The sequence below is a fragment of the Affinundibacterium amnicola genome, from assembly GCF_014284275.1.
Taxonomy (GTDB): domain Bacteria; phylum Pseudomonadota; class Gammaproteobacteria; order Burkholderiales; family Burkholderiaceae_D; genus Undibacterium; species Undibacterium amnicola.
In genome coordinates this window covers 456,801-474,579 of sequence record NZ_JACOFU010000003.1, presented here as the reverse complement: position 1 = coordinate 474,579, position 17,779 = coordinate 456,801, and the positions used below count along the sequence as shown (strand labels likewise).

14 protein-coding genes and 2 pseudogenes are annotated in these 17,779 nt (G+C 43.7%); 7 read left to right on the top strand and 9 right to left on the bottom strand.

Annotation, left to right across the window (positions count from 1 at the left end; genetic code table 11):
- The first annotated feature begins 129 nt into the window (after positions 1-129).
- A complete protein-coding gene (locus tag H8K33_RS10010; protein WP_186890870.1) occupies positions 130-1,458 on the top strand; it encodes an NAD(P)/FAD-dependent oxidoreductase in 1,329 nt (442 codons plus the stop codon).
- A gap of 64 nt (positions 1,459-1,522) precedes the next feature.
- Here H8K33_RS10010 and H8K33_RS10005 read toward each other — a convergent pair whose 3' ends face one another.
- Complete coding sequence (locus H8K33_RS10005) at positions 1,523-2,758, bottom strand: hypothetical protein (protein WP_222613368.1); 1,236 nt, start codon at positions 2,756-2,758, stop codon at positions 1,523-1,525.
- Positions 2,724-3,863 (bottom strand): carboxylate-amine ligase, encoded by a 1,140-nt coding sequence (locus H8K33_RS10000; RefSeq protein ID WP_186890868.1) that lies wholly within the window; start codon positions 3,861-3,863, stop codon positions 2,724-2,726. The genes H8K33_RS10005 and H8K33_RS10000 overlap by 35 nt, the downstream gene beginning before the upstream one ends.
- Positions 3,864-4,343: 480 nt before the next feature.
- On the opposite strand from H8K33_RS10000, the gene H8K33_RS09995 reads away from it, so the two are divergent.
- Positions 4,344-5,057: a substrate-binding periplasmic protein gene (locus H8K33_RS09995; RefSeq protein ID WP_186890867.1), complete on the top strand. Its 714-nt coding sequence runs from the start codon at positions 4,344-4,346 to the stop codon at positions 5,055-5,057.
- Between the two features lie 247 nt (positions 5,058-5,304).
- Here the strand turns inward: H8K33_RS09995 and H8K33_RS09990 are convergent, their stop codons facing one another.
- On the bottom strand, positions 5,305-6,672 hold the full coding sequence (locus tag H8K33_RS09990) for an FAD/NAD(P)-binding protein (RefSeq protein ID WP_186890866.1): 1,368 nt from the start codon (positions 6,670-6,672) through the stop codon (positions 5,305-5,307).
- A gap of 279 nt (positions 6,673-6,951) precedes the next feature.
- On the opposite strand from H8K33_RS09990, the gene H8K33_RS09985 reads away from it, so the two are divergent.
- Positions 6,952-7,431, top strand: a complete 480-nt coding sequence (locus tag H8K33_RS09985) for a GNAT family N-acetyltransferase (protein ID WP_186890865.1) — start codon at positions 6,952-6,954, stop codon at positions 7,429-7,431.
- Positions 7,432-7,505: 74 nt separating this feature from the next.
- Here the strand turns inward: H8K33_RS09985 and H8K33_RS09980 are convergent, their stop codons facing one another.
- Positions 7,506-9,629: a S9 family peptidase gene (locus H8K33_RS09980; RefSeq protein WP_186890864.1), complete on the bottom strand. Its 2,124-nt coding sequence runs from the start codon at positions 9,627-9,629 to the stop codon at positions 7,506-7,508.
- A gap of 157 nt (positions 9,630-9,786) precedes the next feature.
- Here H8K33_RS09980 and H8K33_RS09975 point away from each other — a divergent pair, with 157 nt between their 5' ends.
- Complete coding sequence (locus tag H8K33_RS09975; RefSeq protein ID WP_186890863.1) at positions 9,787-11,040, top strand: DEAD/DEAH box helicase; 1,254 nt, start codon at positions 9,787-9,789, stop codon at positions 11,038-11,040.
- A gap of 284 nt (positions 11,041-11,324) precedes the next feature.
- Here H8K33_RS09975 and H8K33_RS09970 read toward each other — a convergent pair whose 3' ends face one another.
- Positions 11,325-12,686 (bottom strand): Fic family protein, encoded by a 1,362-nt coding sequence (locus H8K33_RS09970; protein ID WP_186890862.1) that lies wholly within the window; start codon positions 12,684-12,686, stop codon positions 11,325-11,327.
- Between the two features lie 227 nt (positions 12,687-12,913).
- Between H8K33_RS09970 and H8K33_RS09965 the strand changes: the two genes are divergently transcribed.
- Positions 12,914-13,519 (top strand): YdeI/OmpD-associated family protein, encoded by a 606-nt coding sequence (locus H8K33_RS09965; protein WP_186890861.1) that lies wholly within the window; start codon positions 12,914-12,916, stop codon positions 13,517-13,519.
- A 17-nt stretch (positions 13,520-13,536) separates the two neighbouring features.
- Here H8K33_RS09965 and H8K33_RS09960 read toward each other — a convergent pair whose 3' ends face one another.
- Entirely contained in the window at positions 13,537-14,268 is a 732-nt protein-coding gene (locus tag H8K33_RS09960; protein ID WP_186890860.1) for a hypothetical protein, read from the bottom strand.
- Between the two features lie 92 nt (positions 14,269-14,360).
- Between H8K33_RS09960 and H8K33_RS09955 the strand changes: the two genes are divergently transcribed.
- Together H8K33_RS09955 and H8K33_RS09950 are read left to right on the top strand one after the other, a co-directional pair.
- Positions 14,361-15,056, top strand: coding sequence for a GNAT family N-acetyltransferase (locus tag H8K33_RS09955; RefSeq protein WP_186890859.1), 696 nt, complete (start codon positions 14,361-14,363; stop codon positions 15,054-15,056).
- A gap of 143 nt (positions 15,057-15,199) precedes the next feature.
- Positions 15,200-16,675 carry an aminoacyl-histidine dipeptidase gene (locus tag H8K33_RS09950; RefSeq protein ID WP_186890858.1) on the top strand — a complete coding sequence of 492 codons (1,476 nt, stop codon included), beginning with the start codon at positions 15,200-15,202 and terminating at the stop codon, positions 16,673-16,675.
- A gap of 5 nt (positions 16,676-16,680) precedes the next feature.
- On the opposite strand, the pseudogene H8K33_RS09945 reads toward H8K33_RS09950, so the two are convergent.
- From H8K33_RS09945 to H8K33_RS09940, 3 genes and pseudogenes are all read right to left on the bottom strand, one after another.
- Positions 16,681-16,938: pseudogene (locus H8K33_RS09945) on the bottom strand (hypothetical protein); the annotation flags it as partial.
- A 31-nt stretch (positions 16,939-16,969) separates the two neighbouring features.
- Positions 16,970-17,247: pseudogene (locus tag H8K33_RS19875) on the bottom strand (PHP domain-containing protein); the annotation flags it as partial.
- 24 nt (positions 17,248-17,271) lie between these two features.
- On the bottom strand, positions 17,272-17,724 hold the full coding sequence (locus tag H8K33_RS09940) for a hemerythrin domain-containing protein (RefSeq protein ID WP_186890856.1): 453 nt from the start codon (positions 17,722-17,724) through the stop codon (positions 17,272-17,274).
- Positions 17,725-17,779: the final 55 nt, after the last annotated feature.

Genomic DNA, 17,779 nt, shown 5'->3' with positions numbered 1-17,779 from the left:
GGCTGAAAATCTATTTCAAGCAATATCTACGATTAGAAAGACAGTGTGCATAGCCGGCATAGGCTTCTGCCGCCGATCTCAAGTAAGTAGGTGTGTCTTGAAATAGGTTTTTAAATTAAAGGGCGCAACATGAACGCGATTCAAAATGAAGTACTTCATCAGATTGTGATTGTTGGTGGCGGTGCGGGTGGATTGGAGTTGGCAGTACGCTTAGGAAAACGTCTTGGCAAAAGGAAAAAAGCGCGCATTATTTTAATTGATGCCAGCCGTACGCACTTATGGAAACCCTTACTCCATCAAGTCGCCGCTGGCACCTTAGATAGTCATGCGGATGAACGGGAATACTTCGCTTTAGCACGTAGTAAACACTTCGAATTTCGACTTGGACGTATGCAGGGTCTGTCGCGCGACAAGAAAGAAGTTTATCTGGCACCAACCTTCGACGAAGAAGGCTTGGAGCTATTACCACAACAAGCAATTCATTACGATCAACTCGTCATTGCACTAGGCAGTCAAACCAATGACTTTGCCACCAAGGGTGCAAAAGAAAACTGCATCATGCTTGATTCTTTGCAAGCTGCTGAGCGTTTCCATCACAAATTAATCAATTGTTGTCTGCGTGCGCAATCGCAAAAGCAAAATGCTGGCGAGGGTCGCTTCACTGTCACCATCATTGGTGGTGGCGCGACCGGCGTGGAATTAGCGGCAGAATTGCACATGACCACCAAGATCTTATCTAGCTATGGATTGGTCAATTTTCATCCAGAAAAAGACTTAAAGATCGTGATTGTCGACGCTTCTCCGCGCTTACTACAGATGCTGCCTGAACGTTTGTCCGATGCGGTCGCAAAGGAATTGCGTAGCATCGCCATCGAAATTCATACCAACGAAAAAGTCATTGAAGTAAGTAAAGAAGGCGTCGCGATGGCGAGTGGGAAATTTATTCCCAGTGGTATCGTGGTATGGGCTGCAGGTATCAAAGCACCAGACTTTTTACAAAACATCGATGGACTAGAAACCAATCGATTAAATCAATTGGTCGTTCATCGTAATTTGCAAACCACAATAGATGCCTCCATTTTTGCCATTGGTGATTGTTGCGCTTGCCCACAAGGCGAAGGTTTACCCAATGTGCCTCCACGCGCACAATCTGCGCATCAGCAAGCTTCTTGTCTGGCAGATTCTTTATGTCGCGCACTCGAAGGAAAGTCATTAAAGGACTTTACCTATAAAGATCATGGCTCGCTGGTATCGCTCGGTAATTACAGCACGGTTGGTAGCCTGATGGGAGCTATTGCCAGCGGTTCGGTTTTTATTGAAGGAAGCTTAGCAAAATGGATGTATTGGTCACTGCATAAACATCATCAGGTGGCTGTCAATGGCTGGTTCCACACCTGGCTATCAACATGGGCTGAAACTATCGATAGAGTAAGAAATCCTCGGATCAAATTACATTAATCCGCTGAAACAATATTTAAAAGCATGCGTGATTTTGTTTCAGCAGAGCCACAACTATGATTGATCACTCATTGGGAGGGCGGTGCAAAATACTCGCACCCTCGCCTTCCCGCCCTTGAAAAAAACTGGCGGATGCCTGCTCTGCACAGTACATACGAAGAATTTGCATCGCAATCCGTGTTTGCTGATTTTCTTGTAGTTGCACAATCAGCCTTGCTTCTGCGAATACCGGCGTGCCGGTTGAGGTCATCATCACAGGATAAGGCCGATAGCGCGGCTGCACTATCCACTGATCGCCCTGCCCTGCCGAACTTAATTCATCAAGTTCTTTCGAGCTTGGACCTATTTTTAAATCTTTGCCGCCACAAGAAAAAATATTTTTAGCGACCAAATCGTGCGCTGGCAAGTTCAAATCATGCCATTGATTAGCCTTGACATTTTTTGGTTCAAAAGGAATCTTGAGCTCAGCGGACAATCCTTTATGAACCAGAAAATACCAGGCTGGATGGCTGTGCCAATTCAATTGTGTTGTTAGTAGTCGATGTGAAAATTGATCGCTCTCTTGCAGCTCACTGAGGATCAATCGATTAAGAATTTTGTCATGCTGCTGACGTACGCCATGCTGCTTAGAAAACAAGCGACCCTTTGCATCAATCTCAATTTGATGTGGTTCAATAATAGGCATATTCCACAGCAATGAGGTCGCATGCAAGTCAAATAACGTACCGCGTTGCCAAGCTTGATATTCCAGTAGCGCAGGACTCTCGCCTCCTGCCAGCCATGAACGACTAGACTGCAACCAAGACTGCTCCGATTTCGCTCCTTGCCATGGAGGGCAATCAGCCAATTGCGGCCAGAGTTGACTATGCACCTGATGCAGTCGATAACCCATTGTCAGCAAAGAGGTAAATGCTTGAAATTCAACCAAGCGAATATCCCAAGCATCGCCGTCACAAATAATGGCGTAATCGATGGTAAGTACATCTGCGGCAACGCCCTGCGTCCACCCACTATTTTGTACAGCTTGCGCCTGCAATTGCGGCTGCAAGATTTGACACAATGCCTGTGCTCTTTCTATCAACTTATCCTGCAAACGCTGTGAGGCAACGATAGGCCATTCAGAAAATACCACTGCTTGGTCTGGCAAATGTGGCGTTCCTGCCATTTGTGCCCACAATTCGTGCATACGCTGTTTAGATTGTGGCGCACATCGTTGCAACTCAAAACTTAATGGATGAAATGGATGATCAGCACTAGCTGCTGAGTTATTGCATGTATTGTGCTGGCGCAAATTGTGCATCCTCAGTTTCATGAATTAAATGCTGAACCAGCGTTTGATAATTTTCCGAACGTTTGAAAATACCACGCTGAATATCTGCCGATGCACCTTGAATAAACAGAGCTTGAATCTTCTCACGCATACGTTCTAGCAAGCCCAACTCCTTCGCTGCTGGTGTCAAACGCAACAACCATTGATCAAAATAATCATGCAGACTGACTGGCGTCTCACTATTCCAATCAATCAATGCGGCTGCCAAACCACGTCGGCGAACGCGCCATTTGTTTTCTTCTAAACACGCACGTGACAAAGGTTTTGGCAATCTGCCTCGCTGATAATCTTGCACCAGTGTCGCTACTTCGCATTGCAATAATGCAGTAATTAGCCAGATATGCTCAAGTGAAGGCGTAGCATCACAAATTCTGACTTCTAAGGTGTGATAACGGTGATGCAAACGTAAGTCTTCCCACATGCCGTGCTGGGCTTCTAAGGTGCCGACCTTACGCAATAACTCTATGTGTTTAAAATATTCTTCTTCTGAGCGCCAGATATCCGGTGTCCCCATGCGCGGTAAGCGATCTAGCATCGAATGTCGCCAACTTTGCATGCCTGTGTCACGCCCCTCATAAAATGGCGAACTCAGAGAAATCGCCAACACAGGTGCCAAACTATTACGCAAAGAATTAAACACCGCCATTGGTGGAATTCCTTTTGGCAAACCTAAATGTACGTGGAAACCATAAGACACCAAGCTACGCATGATGTCAGCATACTCATCGACCAAACGAATATAGTGCTGATGTTTATGCAGATCTTTATTGATCTCTTGCTCTTTCCAATTCGAGAATGGATGAACGCCAGCAGACAAAATGCGTTGCCCCTGCGCCTGCGCTCTTAAACGAATAATTTCACGCATCGCGGAAACACTGGCAACGATTTGATCTGGCGTATGACAAATCGGTGTTTGTAATTCAACCACCGCCTTATGCAATTCACAAGACGAGCTACCATTCTGATCGGGATAGTCAAGCTGGCCGCGATCAAAATCATGCGCGACTAATTCCAAACTATCTTGATCGACAATTTGTAGCTCTTCCTCTGCACCTAATGTAATCAAGTTCTTCATGCCCCGCCCTTATTCTTCATGGATATCACCGCCAGATTTACATCGCAAAAATTGACCTAAGAGCTGATTCACAGTGACTTAAATATGAGTAAACTGAAAATAGTCTTTGCAACAGTTTAGTGGGGGAAGCGCTAATTCAATTGCAATAGTAAAGGGCAATAAGCCATCTAATTTAAAGAATTGATCTAGTACGACGCTCATCAACATGACTCACGTATGCCTACCTAAGCCGCAAAAAGCTCAGAATATGGTAGTGCTAATAGGTACTTGGTTAATCTGGTAGAGAAGCAAACTTATTTCCTAGTGTGCGTTTGCAATTTTTAAAGCTTCTAGATTTAAGTCCTAGTATATTAAGGAGTACAATGCGGCTTCATTAAGAAAATCTAAAGATAGACTTATATTCGAAAACCTCTGGGGCGTTTTATGCATTTTTGGCGCAGGGCTGTCACCATTCTGCTTTTGTCGATACAGCTTCCAGCAATGGCAGTAATCGTCATTCGCACAGCAGCCCAAGAATCATCAGAACCCAAGTACATCTCCATACATCATGACGGACGACCAGCAATCGGCGGAATCTGTGTCGATATTTTTCGCGCCATTGAAAAACGTACACCTGAAATTCAATTTAGCGGTGATCAAGTCTGGATGCCGAGGTTACGCATCGATGCCAATTTCATTAACAATCGCATCGATGCCATCTGTGGCGTACAAAATATTGATCGCAATACAGCGCAATACAAACTATTGAGCACTCCACTCTTTTCTGTGGACTATTTGTTGGCGGTCAGGGCCGACGATCCAATTGAAGTCAATAGCTGGGAAGATATTCGGGCACTAGGAAACGATGGCACCATCTTGGTGATTCGCGGTTTTGGGATTGTCGATATCTTGCAAGATATTGGCGGCCTCAAGATCGATAATGGTGCTACCTCGTCTTTATCCAATTTACGCAAACTCTTAGCTGGTCGTGGTCGATTCTATTGCCACCGTTCTCCTGGCATTAAAAATTCGATTAACCGCGAAGGATTTGAAAAACAAGTCCGACTACTTGAAAATCCTAAGTTATCGGAGAAATTTTATATGGGTTTGAGAAAAGACTTACCTGAGAAACAGATCAAGATGATCAATGACGCACTCATTTTTCTGCAAAAAAGCGGTGAATTGAAGCGCATTTTTGATCGATATCGTGAATAACATCATTCATAAAATAACCCACTGTCGTACTTTTTTCGAACGTAGTGTCACTCCTCATTTTGATGTCATATTAAAATATTGAACTACAACTTCTGTTTCGTACAGATTAACCAATCTATAATTTTTCTACATATAAGACATCGAAATGAGTGTATTTTATATGACTATATTTTGTATTTTCCGTACTGTGGTGGCCGCACGAAACATTGATAATGCCGCATACTTCTCCTGAACCGCTCAATATCAATCAAAGATCAATTAATATTTCCTTTGCTAATCTGGCGGCATGCACACGTAGCTCAGGAACTGCAATAGATTCCCAGTAACTCGCTTTCAACATAGGTCCTATATAAAAAAGATTCTCCACTTCTCTACCTTGATCATCAATCGTTTGGTATTTTGATGTAGTCAGAATACCGACATGTAATTCGTCGGCGCAAATCAATTTATCCCTCACTAATTGCTGTATCAATGGATGTTTAATTTGATTTACATCCGAATTAGGTCCAGTGGCATTAAAAAGACCTATAGCCTCTATTACATCCACAATTTCTTGCCTACGTCTTTTAATTTGTACACGCCAACCAGACGACAGAGGTTCAATACTTTCAACTCTTGCAGCAAGCACTTCAACTTGACCACATTCAATAAGTGAAATGAATCGTTTATATGCGATGGGAGCTAATCGGTGTCGATGCGTGTCCCAGTACGGCAATATTTTTGTTAAAAATCGTCGCCGTTCATAAATTGATAAACGTCTCCAAATTTCTGGAATAAACGGGCGCAACTCATTTATCACATCGCGCCAATTACCTTCACTTACTTCGCGACGTGCAATTTCTGTACGAATAGCGCGAAGAAAAGCTCTAACAGTACTGGGGACTTCTGAAAGAATATCTAACAAATTTTTTGCTGGAATTTTCGGATTTACGCGATGTGACTGCGGTATCAAACCTCGACGAGAAACAAGCACCATTTTTCTTCTCACCCCTGAGCTGCTTAGTTGAAAAACCAAATCAACTGCAGTTAACCCGCTGCCTACAACTACTATAGGATTTTGTCCTTCATCTTGACAAAGGGCCAAAATATCCTTTCTTTCTAAAAATACTTTGCTACCCATCTCCAATTCATTTTGTCGAAGTGGATTGGATGATTCGAAATGCCCAAGCGCTAAAATCACTTTATTGACTGTCAAAGTCTTTTCCGATGACATGTGAAGAGAGAACAGTGCTTTTCCTAATTTAGCAACAGCATCCACGTTCGCACAAATTACTTCAAAATTGAAGGTAAATTCATTCTTTGCCTTTAATAACAAATCTTCTAGATAATCACCATAAATTCTTCTGGAAACAAATGTTCCCTCATGATAGGCGGGGTCGATTTCTTGGCAATAGCGAACAAAATGTTGCGAATCATCTGGAAATGCACTCATATTTCCAGCGGGCACATTAAGTAAAAGATTATCATCCCATGTACCATATGCAAGCCCTCTACCTGGATAAGAATTTTGATCAATCAAACAAATATGTAATTGTTTTCCTGAGCTTTCTTTCGTCAGTTGCACAGCGGTAAGCAAACCACTAAATCCGGCTCCAATGATAGCTACGATAGTCATAAATTTCGTGTAAATAGGTAGTCAAAAATTGCTTCACAATTTGAACAATTCACATTCAAATTATAATCTCTTGTATTCGATATCTGCGCCAACATCAACAGCAAACGCGAGATAAGTCTTATCGATAAAAACATAAACTAGTAAAGTGCGCCGAACATTGCCCAAAAAAGATGAAGGTATTGTTCGTCACAAAGTAAATTTCTCTGTCAATTGTCGTACACAATACTTCATTTCGTGTAGTCACCCAGCATTTTCCGACTCAAAAGAAAGCTAAATAACATGCTTAGATTAACCAACTCAAATGACATTAATTTCATATACGGTTTGTACATGCACCCAGAAGTCAACCCCTTCCTCTTGTACGAGCCTATGGACAAACCAGCATTCGCGCCTATTTTCAAGCAATTATTGGATGATGGCGTGTTGTACGTTTTTGAGGAAGCAGGAATATCGGTAGGCATGTTCAAGTTAATTCCCTTAAAACATCGAACTTCACATATTGCTTATTTGGGTGGTGTCGCGATTGATCCTGATTTTGCTGGCAAGGGTTATGCTAAAAAAATGTTTGAAGAGATTATCGCCTTGGGAAAAACCAAGCAATTAAGGCGCATTGAACTCAGTGCCAGTGTTGAGAATACACGCGCAATTAGTTTGTATGAAAAATGCGGTTTTCAAGCGGAAGGTGTGCTGCGAAAATACACCTATCTGAAAACTGAAAACCGCTATCTTGATGAATTACTGATGTCTTACTTATATTGATTATGAAACAATGACACGTCGTCGCTGAAATCAAATCACTTCGTGATTCCAGCGATGACCCAAACTTAAAGAGCTCAAAATTTCGGACGTACTAAAGTTGGCGTACCACCGATATAACGCTGCAACCAATTTTGTACTTCCCAATACCAATAGACGGAATTTTGCGGCGACAAGATCCAATGATTTTCATTCGGGAAAATCACCAATCGAGATGGCACTTTCATGCCTTGTAAAACACCATATAAAGCTGTGCTATTCACATACGGCACGCGGTAATCGAGTTCGCCATGCGTCAATAACATCGGCGTCTTAAAATTCTTCGCGTACGACATAGGATTATTCTTTTGCATCACGTCGGTATCGCTCCATGGATTCCCGCCCAAGGTTTTTTCAAATGAATAGTTGGTCGAATCAGAACCATATTGCGTGACGAGATCGTTCACACCTGCATGATCAATAATCGTAACAAAGCGATCGGTATGACCAGCTAACCATGCCGCCAAATAGCCGCCATAACTAGCACCCGCCGCCGCAATACGTTTGCTATCGATATTGCCGAACTTTTGCATCAGATAGTCATTCGAACGCAAGATATCCTGCGTAGGTTTGACACCCCATTCTGAATTAATGCTGCGCGCAAATTGCTCACCAAAACCTGTCGAACCATGACGATTGACCCAGCTAACGATATAGCCAGGCGCCGCCATTGCATGCGCATTCCAACGGAAATTAAACGCATTGCCCACCATGGTGTGTGGTCCGCCATGCATGAGTTGCAGCAAAGGATAGGTTTTGGATTTATCATAGTCAGGCGGCAAAATCACCCAGCCCTGTACCAAATCATCATTTGCACCTTTGAATTGATACGACTCGACTTTGCCTAGCTTCAACGTCGCCATCAACTCATCATTAAAGCGCGTTAATTGGCGCACCGTCTTGGTTGCTACATCCATACTATAAATTTCATTAGGACGATCAAAACTACTGCGCAAAAATACTAACTGATTGCCGAGTAATTTCAACTTGGAGATGCCTGCATCACGAATCACGCGTTCAAATTGATTGCCATCGCTTTTGCTAGTAAATATGCTCGTTTCACCTTGATCTTCAGCGACCATCCACAGCTTGCTCAAGTCCTTGGTACTTTGAAATTCTGCAATGGAATAATCGCGCGCTTCTGTAACAGGACTATGTTTTGCCGTTGTCACATCATAGCGCCACAGCTTTGCCGAGCTACCATCGTACAAAGGAGTATTGGTGCGTGTGTAGTAAATGCTTTTGCCATCGGCAGAAAAGCTTGGCGAAAAATCAGGTCCACGATTCTCGCTAGTGATATTTTTTGCGTTTCCTAAGTCGTCTAGTTTCAATAAAATCAGATCGGGATTATCTGCTTCATGATGCGGCGCAGGGATGGAATTGCTGCTGTAGACCAGCGTATTCCCATCAGGTGAAATCGTGAAATCAAAGGTACTGGAAGAACTAAATAAGTCTTTCGATTGCGGCGTCAAATCTTTGATGGATTTACTACCTAAATCCAATTGCAAGAAGTGCGCAGACAATTCATCAGTAAGCCAGTGATCAAAGAAACGATAAACTCTATCCTCGGTGACTTTTGCCGTCATCTTACTGTCACGACGACGTTTCATTTCTCGCTTCATCGCCAGCATATCATCAGCGCTCCACTTCCCTTTGAGAGCTGGAAACGCCTTAGTGCCGACAAACAAACTGTTTCCGTTCGGATGCCACTTGGGGTTGATCACACCAAAAGGTAGTTCCAGCACTTTTTCAGCCTCACCACCATCCAAACGCAAAATATACAGCGCTGGCGCTTCGTCATCGCTGCGACGCGAAGTGAAGGCGATACGACTACCATCCGGGCTCCACACTGGCGCACTATCGCTAGCGTCTGCGGTGGTCAAGCGACGTTGATTGCGTCCCTGGCTATCCATCAGCCAGATATTATTCTGCGCACGATTTTTCTCTAACGACCAAGTTTGTACCGTAAAGGCAATCCACTTTTGATCAGGGGATACCACGGGATTATCAACCCGCTTTACTGCCCACAGATCCTGTGGCGTCATCACGCGACCAGAAGTATCCGCATGGGCGGCACCGAAAGCACCAACAGTGCTAGTGAGAAAAACCACCAGCGCTGCTTTTTGAAAAACTTGTTTAGCATAGGCATATTTTATTTTCATTATTTCATCCTTACTTTTTCAATAGTTAAAAGACGTACCAGATTGGCTTACAACACCGAACGTCAGCGAGAATACACCAAGCAAAAGCAGTTCGCTCATCAATATCGTTTAAAATCTCGCCTATCGGTAAATGCTTACCCCACCCTACACTGCGACTATGCCCTTCTCTCAACTCGGTCTTTCCAATACCTTACTCAATGCGATTCAAACGCGCGGTTATGCGCAGCCAACCGCGATTCAACAAGATGTCATCCCCGTCATGTTGGCTGGTCGCGATGTGTTAGCGACCGCGCAAACAGGTTCAGGAAAAACTGCCGCTTATTGCCTACCTTTGCTAGAACGCTACCTCAAGCAAGGCCATAGTCAAACCCGTGTGGTGCAAACATTGATCTTGGTACCGACCCGAGAATTAGCCGTACAAGTTGGCGACACCTTACGCAGCCTGAGCCTAGGCGCAGCGCATCCACCCAAATTAGCCGTCTTATTTGGCGGCATTTCAATCAATCCGCAAATGCTGCATTTACGCGGTGGTGCCGACATCGTGGTGGCAACGCCAGGACGTTTGCTCGACTTACATAGCAAAAATGCGATCAAGCTGGATCAAGTCACTTGCCTCGTATTAGATGAAGCCGATCGCATGTTGGCCTTGGGTTTTGCCGACGAATTAAAACAAGTCTTGGCGCTATTAGCCACACAAAGACAAAACTGTTTTTTCTCAGCGACCTTCGCGCCGAATGTCGCTGAATTAGCCCAAGCCTTATTAATCGATCCCGCTCGCATCAATATCCCCGATACCGATGAGAGCAAGCCTGACATCACGCAAAGAGCGATCATGGTCGAGGCCACGCAAAGAACCCAACTGCTCAAACACTTACTCCAAACTGAAAAATGGTCACGCGTTTTGGTCTTTGTCGCCACCAAATATGCGGCAGATTTATTATCAACCAAATTGCGCCGAGCCCACATCAGCGCCGAAGCTTTTCACGGTGAACAAACCCAAGGCAAACGCAGCCAAGTCATCAGCGACTTCAAAGCATCCCGCGTCAAAATCCTAGTCGCCACCGACGTCGCCGCACGCGGTATCGACATCTACCAATTACCCGTCGTGGTCAATTTTGATTTACCCCGCTCCAGCGATGATTACACCCACCGCATCGGCCGAACAGGTCGCGCTGGTGAAGCAGGTTTAGCAATCAGCTTTATCTGCGCCGATCCCGCCAACGAAGCCCACTTCCGCTTAATCGAGAAACGTCACAACATCAAAATCGCACGCGAGCAAATTGCGGGATTTATTCCTAGTGAAGAGAAACTGGTGCTTGCGCAAACTGCTAGACCAGCAGATCCGAATGGTGGTGTTAAGGGTAAGCGCCCGAATAAGAAAGACAAATTGCGGGCGCAGATGTTGAAGTGAGTTTGTATCATTTTCTGTATGCACTCGTGCCCGTAACTCCACGCAAACGACTAATTTTCTAGTCAATGTTATCTGGAAATTGGTAATTCAAAAAAATGCAGCCTAGTCTAAGCTAGATTGGCGCTGTGCATAGCGAAACCCGAAATCAAAATGGCAATCTTTACGAATTTTATGCCTGCTGAGCTATGCTATGCAATGCGCCCACAAAATTCACTTTAGTATGTTGCAGCCTATAGTTCTTGTGTTTTCATGGAACGCCTACAGAATTATTTCGAAGTAACAGGTTAATTAGATTTCTTATTGGCCAATTTCTCAAGTCCACCAACTACACTATCAAGGATTACTTTCGTCACTCTTAGCACATCAGTATCGTCGGGAAATGTTGAATAGCCTGCTCTAAAAATTTCAAGCTCTAGTGTTCCAGTAGTCTGAAAGCTAATAGAAAAGTTATTTAAGTTGAAGTAAATAACAATAGATAAAAGAAAGCTCTCAGATGAATTTTTTATAAACCCTTGTGCATGATAAAACAACTGTATTGTTGTCAGTGGTTTGGTAGACGATTCCGTTATTAATTGCTCGACTAACTGATGAATTGGTTTGTCTTTAATAATGCCTGTTTTCCCTTCATTTTGATAAATAATATGAAGTTTTTTCAAAGCAAACAAAGGATCTATTTGAACAAATCGACTTCCTACTCCCTCAAAAATAGAGGATACCATTCCACTTACAAGGAAATTTTGTTTCTCTTGCGTTTTCTGATCTTCACTTCCACCTGATTCTGTTTCAATTGCTTGGCGCAGAAGGTATATTTTTTTATCAAAATCACCCAGCTCATCAATCGGTTCACCACGAGCAGCTTTCATAAATATGTTACCCGACTCGATAAGGGCTTCAGCTACAAAAATGACGAATTCGTCAATTTCGCCAGCATCGGCTTTCTGTAACGCAAGAAAATATTCAGATTTCTTCTCTAGTTTAAGGACAACTGGCAGATATCCTAACTGCATGAGAATCAAATTCATAAGAATACGGGCCATTCGTCCATTTCCATCATCAAATGGATGAATCGCAACAAATTGATAATGAAAACTTGCAGCTAGAGTGACTGGATGAAGTCTTTTAAGTTCACGCTCCTCTCTAAACCAACGAACCAAATCGGCCATTTTTGAAGGTGTTTCTTCTGGACTAGCGAAGAAGTATGTCTCCCCAGTGCTTGTAAGCACATGGTTAGCTGTTGTTTTATATTTCCCGATTTCTATTTGACGCGTAGTTCGAAGGCCGTTATGTGAAATGCTATAAGATTCATATGGTTCTACTAAAAGTATTTTGTGAATCTCCCGAATGTCCGCTTCAGTTAAATCCTCCTTGTTTCGGATAAAATCGACTAGCACGTCTATTACTTGATTGTGTCCGCGAATATCCAAATAGTCTTTAAATGGTTTCCCTTTTGCAGTAAGGCCGTGCATGATAAATGCTCTGGTCTCACCATATGTTAGTGAATTACCTTCAATTGCGTTTGAGTGGTAATTCCATTCAAGTCTAAATTTTTGAAATACGCGTGCTTCCTGCTCAGAACTTATTGGTCGCACGGTGTCAATTTCAAGTTGAACTCTGTCAACTTCATTCAGCGTTTCCTTAATATTCATGGCTTTCCTAATTTGGGATATTATTCCCTCTGATAAGTGCATAAAAACCACCAAAACACATTAAAAAAATTAAACTTTTAAAGTGTAAAATTTAGCATTTTTTAAGATGACTGTTTGTACAATGTACACTAATATTTATCATATCCTACATCCTGACACAAGAAATTAACTTGGCAACATGCTAGTTCATAATCGCCTCTTTAAATTATATAAAGAGACAATTTCCAATGAAAAATACCGATCCCCACATCGATACCTACATAGAAAAATCCGCCGATTTCGCGCAACCCATATTGCGACATATTCGCGAGATGGTGCATCAGCATTGCCCAGATGTCAGCGAAACGATTAAGTGGAGCATGCCGCACTTCGAGTACAAGGGCAGTATCTTTTGTCACTTCGCCGCATTTAAAAAACACTGTGCGCTGGGATTTTGGTACGGAGAATTATTACAGATTGATAGCAAGCTTGAAAAAGCCATGGGGCAATTTGGGCGTATCACAAGCTTGGCCGATTTACCGGACGAAAAAGCCTTCGTTCAGCTTTTAAAAGAGGCGATGAAGTTACACGATGCGGGTGCCAAACTGCCTTCGCGCAACAAAGAAAAAAGTGAAAAGAAAGAGCTTCAAATTCCCTCTGATTTTTTAAACGAGTTAGAAAGAAATTCTGCGGCTTTGGCGACTTTTGAGGCTTTTCCTTATTCGCAGAAAAAAGAATATGTCGCGTGGTACACCGAAGCGAAAACCGAAGCCACTCGAACTAAACGATTACAGCAAGCGATAGCATGGATGGCGGAAGGAAAACGTCGTAATTGGAAATATGAAAAGTGTTAAGCCCTGCTGTATTCAGGCTAAGATGAAAATCGTTTTTTTGCGTAGAGTTCTATCATTTTCATAGAACGCCCATAATGAAATTGCATTTGTTCATCGGTGTAACGATGATCGCTGCCAACCGGACACGCGCGTCGAGCCAAACAAGTATTCTTGCATAGGGAATCTGCTTGCAGACGATACGCTAAGCAAGCTTCTAAATTAAACTGACCATCATCTAAAGCACGTGGTGGACAAGCACTGATGCATGGTGTGCTCTCGCAACTGATACATGGTGAAGCACTCTCTTTCATTGGTGTGACGGCTAAATCTGTATTTGCCAACACCAAAGCACGATAAGCAAACCATGATCCAAATTCTGTATTCACACCCACCATAAACGGTGATGCATGATGCCAGCCGGCGAGTTTGCCTAGTTCTTGCAGACTCACGGTATAAGCACCGGGATACACGACTTCATAGCTAGCCGATGGATGTTCTGACTGTAAATATTGCTGGACTACCGATACCGTGAAAGTATCAATCGGATGTGCCTGATTATCGACGTCTTTAACGCGTTCATTGAAGGATTGCCAAAATTGTGTGCCTGCATGACCGATCAAAATTAGTTGCTGATAATTTTTCGCCTGCGGACAACGTTCAAACAGAATTGCTTTGACATCCGCAGACAGATTCGCGATTGCAAATACGGCATGGCAATTTAAACCCGCGTCGTTCAACACGGCTGAATTTAGCGTCTGAAAAGGATTCATCTATTTTAATAAATACAAAAAAGTCGGAGTTGCGATTGTAACGAGCAATGCACGTCTATCTGCTAGACTTACAAAAAATAATTTCAAAATCAATGATGACACATCCTCTCGATAATATTTTTTGGCATAGTTTATCTGACGCGCAATCTTGTTTTGCCGCAGGTGAAGGTGATGCGCGTCGCTATGCAAAAGGCTTCTCTCCTATTCTCGGTTTTGCGAATGCGTTGCAGCCTGATTTTGATGCGATCAACGCGTATTGCGAACCTGGCGAACTGTTTTACTGTGCTGGTTGGATTGGCACGATACCTTCCGGCTGGACGCTTGAAGTCGAGAGCACGATGTATCGAATGCTGTGGGATGGTGTAATGCCGCCAGAAGATGCGACTTTTCAAGCTAGACGTTTAAATCCTGATAATGTAAAGGACACACAAGACGCGGTGAGCTTGGCGCAGTTAACTAATCCAGGTCCATTTGGTATGCGCACAATCGCCTTAGGCGAATATCTAGGATGCTTTGACAAGGATGATCGTTTAATCGCGATGGCAGGTGAGCGTAGTTATGCACCGCCCTATCGCGAGGTCAGCGGCGTTTGTACGCACCCAGATTTTCAAGGTAAGGGGTTAGCGAAACGCTTAATGCATCGTCTTATTCGACGCCAATTACTCGCTGATGAAATTCCTTTTTTACATGTCATGTATAGCAATAGTGCAGCACATGAGCTGTATTTACGCATGGGTTTTCGCGACTATTGTCAAACTGCGGTGCGTGTCATTCGTCGCATTGAATAAGGAGAGACGCTGCAATTACATGTTGACTCTCGTCAAACCACGGTGCTTGCTGGCATCAAGCAAGCGCAACACACTGGTATGGTAAACTCTCGGCTCTTCAATTTGATGCCGCATAGCTTTTATAGCAATGCCGAGATACCGAGATGACAACGCCAACTACCCAATCTGAACTCAATCAATTATTTCCTCAGCCACTCTGGCAATGGTTTGAACAAATCTGTGCTATCCCCCACCCTTCCAAGCATGAAGCCGCGTTAAGCGCGCATATCCAAGCTTGGGCGAAAGAGCGTGGCTTACCAGTGATTGTCGATCAAGTAGGTAACTTAATTATTCGCAAAGCAGCGACTGCCGGCATGGAAGACCGTAAAACCGTCGTCATTCAAGCACACCTCGACATGGTGCCGCAAAAAAATGCCGATAAAGTTCATGATTTTTTGACTGATCCAATTGAAGCTTGGGTCGATGGTGAATGGGTCAAAGCACGTGGTACCACTTTAGGGTCAGATAATGGCATAGGCATGTCATCAGCACTGGCTATTTTGGGGGCATCCGATATCAAACATGGTCCGCTAGAAGTGTTGCTCACTGTCGACGAAGAAGCAGGTATGTCAGGCGCATTTGGCTTACAGCCAGGTATTTTAGAAGCAGAAATTTTAATCAATACCGATTCTGAACAAGAAGGCGAAATCTATATGGGTTGCGCTGGTGGTGTCGATGCAAAAATCCAATTGCCTGTGCAATGGCAAGATGCTGATCTTGCGCACTTAGCTTATACCCTGAGTATCGCAGGCTTAAAAGGGGGTCATTCTGGCGTCAACATTCATCTAGGACGCGGCAATGCAAATAAATTATTAGCGCGTTTTTTTGCCGGACATGCGAGTGAATTAGGCATCGCGATTAGTCAAGCGCTAGGCGGATCGTTACGCAATGCCATTCCACGTGAAGCACAATTCAGCTTTACTTTACCAGTTGAAAAACTCGATTTATTGCAGCAACGTGTCGCGCAATATCAAGCGATCTTGCAATCAGAATTGGCTGCAACAGAACCGAACCTACGATTAAACATCAGCGACTGCACAGCTCCAGAAAAAGTATTACAAAGCAATTCGCAACAACAGTTAATTCATCTAATCAATGCCTGCCCAAATGGCGTGATGCGCATGAGCGATGAAGTTGCTGGCGTGGTAGAAAGTTCGCTGAATGTTGGTGTGGTAAGTACCGAAGCCAACCATATCAGCATTATTTGCATGGTGCGTTCTTTGATCGATAGCGGCCGCGCGTATATCGAAAGCCACCTGCAGTCTTTATGTGATCTGGCCGGTGCTAGTGTGCAATTTGAAGGACGCTATCCAGGCTGGAAGCCTGATAACAACTCCCCTGTGATGGCGATTGTCAAAGAGACTTACGAAAGCATCTATCACCGCGAACCTGAAATTATGGTGATCCACGCTGGTTTGGAATGTGGTTTATTCAAAAAACCCTACCCGCATTTGGACATGGTTTCTATCGGCCCGACTATACGCTTTCCGCATGGTCCAGATGAAATGGTGAACATCAAAACAGTGGGTCAATATTGGACTTTGCTATTGGCCGTTTTAGAGCGTATTCCAGCTAAATAAATGCGCTAACAAAAGTCACGACTCGCTGCAATAAAATTGCCCAGTAAGTGACTCATATCGACCAAGCGTTTGGCAACCAGATGGTGTACTTTTCCATCGGTCTGCCAAATGCCATAGACGCCCAATAATTTGGCTTCCCAATCGCTATGCGTAACATCAATGGGTTGTATCACAATTTTGTGACGCTTAGCATCTTGCGATAACTAGGATGGCGAATAAAATCCCATCAATTGAGAATTGAGTAATGCACATAAAAACACGGCGGATATTCGATTTTATTTTTGTCTCTGCGCTGATGCCGTGCGGATAACGCTGTTGCGCACCTGTGTACACCTCTTGACATAGAAATGAAGCCGGCGTTTGTCCTTGTAACACCAACTCATATCGATATTCATAGCGCAGCTCAATGCAAAGTTACATAAACTAGCAATGCGCAAAGTTTCTTGTATCTCTGACTCAGGATAAATATTACCTAATCGTAGACGTGAACGCAGATGTTGTTCTGCATTCGGTGCTAAATCGTAAGCACAATCAGCAATCGCCTTACCTAGACGTATAGCGCTGAAAGTATCTACGTCCACCACCAAAACAGTATCTTACGCCGCGCAAGAACATGCGCCACCACACCCGCCCATACCGAGCACGGACATCAGATTCGGTACACTGCCACCGCACATAGGGTAAAGAATATTTTCTTCTTTCACATTATGCTGTTGGATCAACACATTCAAGGTATCTATCGTCGCCAAGGCGGATTCAACTTGCCCTTGCTCGATCTCTTCCATCGCTTGATCACGTAATTGACGGATTTCTGCATGTTCACCACGCATCACCACTGTAGGGCCGTTGATCATGCCCGTAGCTTTTTCGAACGCAGGAAACAAGCGTTCTTCTTCCAGACGGAAATGGTGTTCTAACTGCTCGTCGAACAAGCGGAAATTTCTACCAGCTGAAGCCAGATCCGCTTTATGCAAAGCCGCTTCGACGCGATTTAACTGATCGTCACATTCTTGGTGCTGTTTCACCAAACTCATCATTGCTTGCGACATGATTAACCCTCAATTTTATTCAATAGGGTGCGCCATGCGCACCACTTTTTGATAT

Excerpts from the sequence above, each read along its gene's own strand:
- H8K33_RS09940 (WP_186890856.1), bottom strand. The coding sequence starts at position 17,724 with ATGTCGCAAGCAATGATGAGTTTGGTGAAACAGCACCAAGAATGTGAC.
- H8K33_RS10000 (WP_186890868.1), bottom strand. The coding sequence starts at position 3,863 with ATGAAGAACTTGATTACATTAGGTGCAGAGGAAGAGCTACAAATTGTC.
- H8K33_RS09985 (WP_186890865.1), top strand. The coding sequence starts at position 6,952 with ATGCTTAGATTAACCAACTCAAATGACATTAATTTCATATACGGTTTG.
- H8K33_RS09975 (WP_186890863.1), top strand. The coding sequence starts at position 9,787 with ATGCCCTTCTCTCAACTCGGTCTTTCCAATACCTTACTCAATGCGATT.
- H8K33_RS09965 (WP_186890861.1), top strand. The coding sequence starts at position 12,914 with ATGAAAAATACCGATCCCCACATCGATACCTACATAGAAAAATCCGCC.
- H8K33_RS09950 (WP_186890858.1), top strand. The coding sequence starts at position 15,200 with ATGACAACGCCAACTACCCAATCTGAACTCAATCAATTATTTCCTCAG.
- H8K33_RS09970 (WP_186890862.1), bottom strand. The coding sequence starts at position 12,686 with ATGAATATTAAGGAAACGCTGAATGAAGTTGACAGAGTTCAACTTGAA.
- H8K33_RS09955 (WP_186890859.1), top strand. The coding sequence starts at position 14,361 with ATGATGACACATCCTCTCGATAATATTTTTTGGCATAGTTTATCTGAC.
- H8K33_RS10005 (WP_222613368.1), bottom strand. The coding sequence starts at position 2,758 with ATGCACAATTTGCGCCAGCACAATACATGCAATAACTCAGCAGCTAGT.
- H8K33_RS09980 (WP_186890864.1), bottom strand. The coding sequence starts at position 9,629 with ATGAAAATAAAATATGCCTATGCTAAACAAGTTTTTCAAAAAGCAGCG.
- H8K33_RS09995 (WP_186890867.1), top strand. The coding sequence starts at position 4,344 with ATGGCAGTAATCGTCATTCGCACAGCAGCCCAAGAATCATCAGAACCC.
- H8K33_RS10010 (WP_186890870.1), top strand. The coding sequence starts at position 130 with ATGAACGCGATTCAAAATGAAGTACTTCATCAGATTGTGATTGTTGGT.
- H8K33_RS09960 (WP_186890860.1), bottom strand. The coding sequence starts at position 14,268 with ATGAATCCTTTTCAGACGCTAAATTCAGCCGTGTTGAACGACGCGGGT.
- H8K33_RS09990 (WP_186890866.1), bottom strand. The coding sequence starts at position 6,672 with ATGACTATCGTAGCTATCATTGGAGCCGGATTTAGTGGTTTGCTTACC.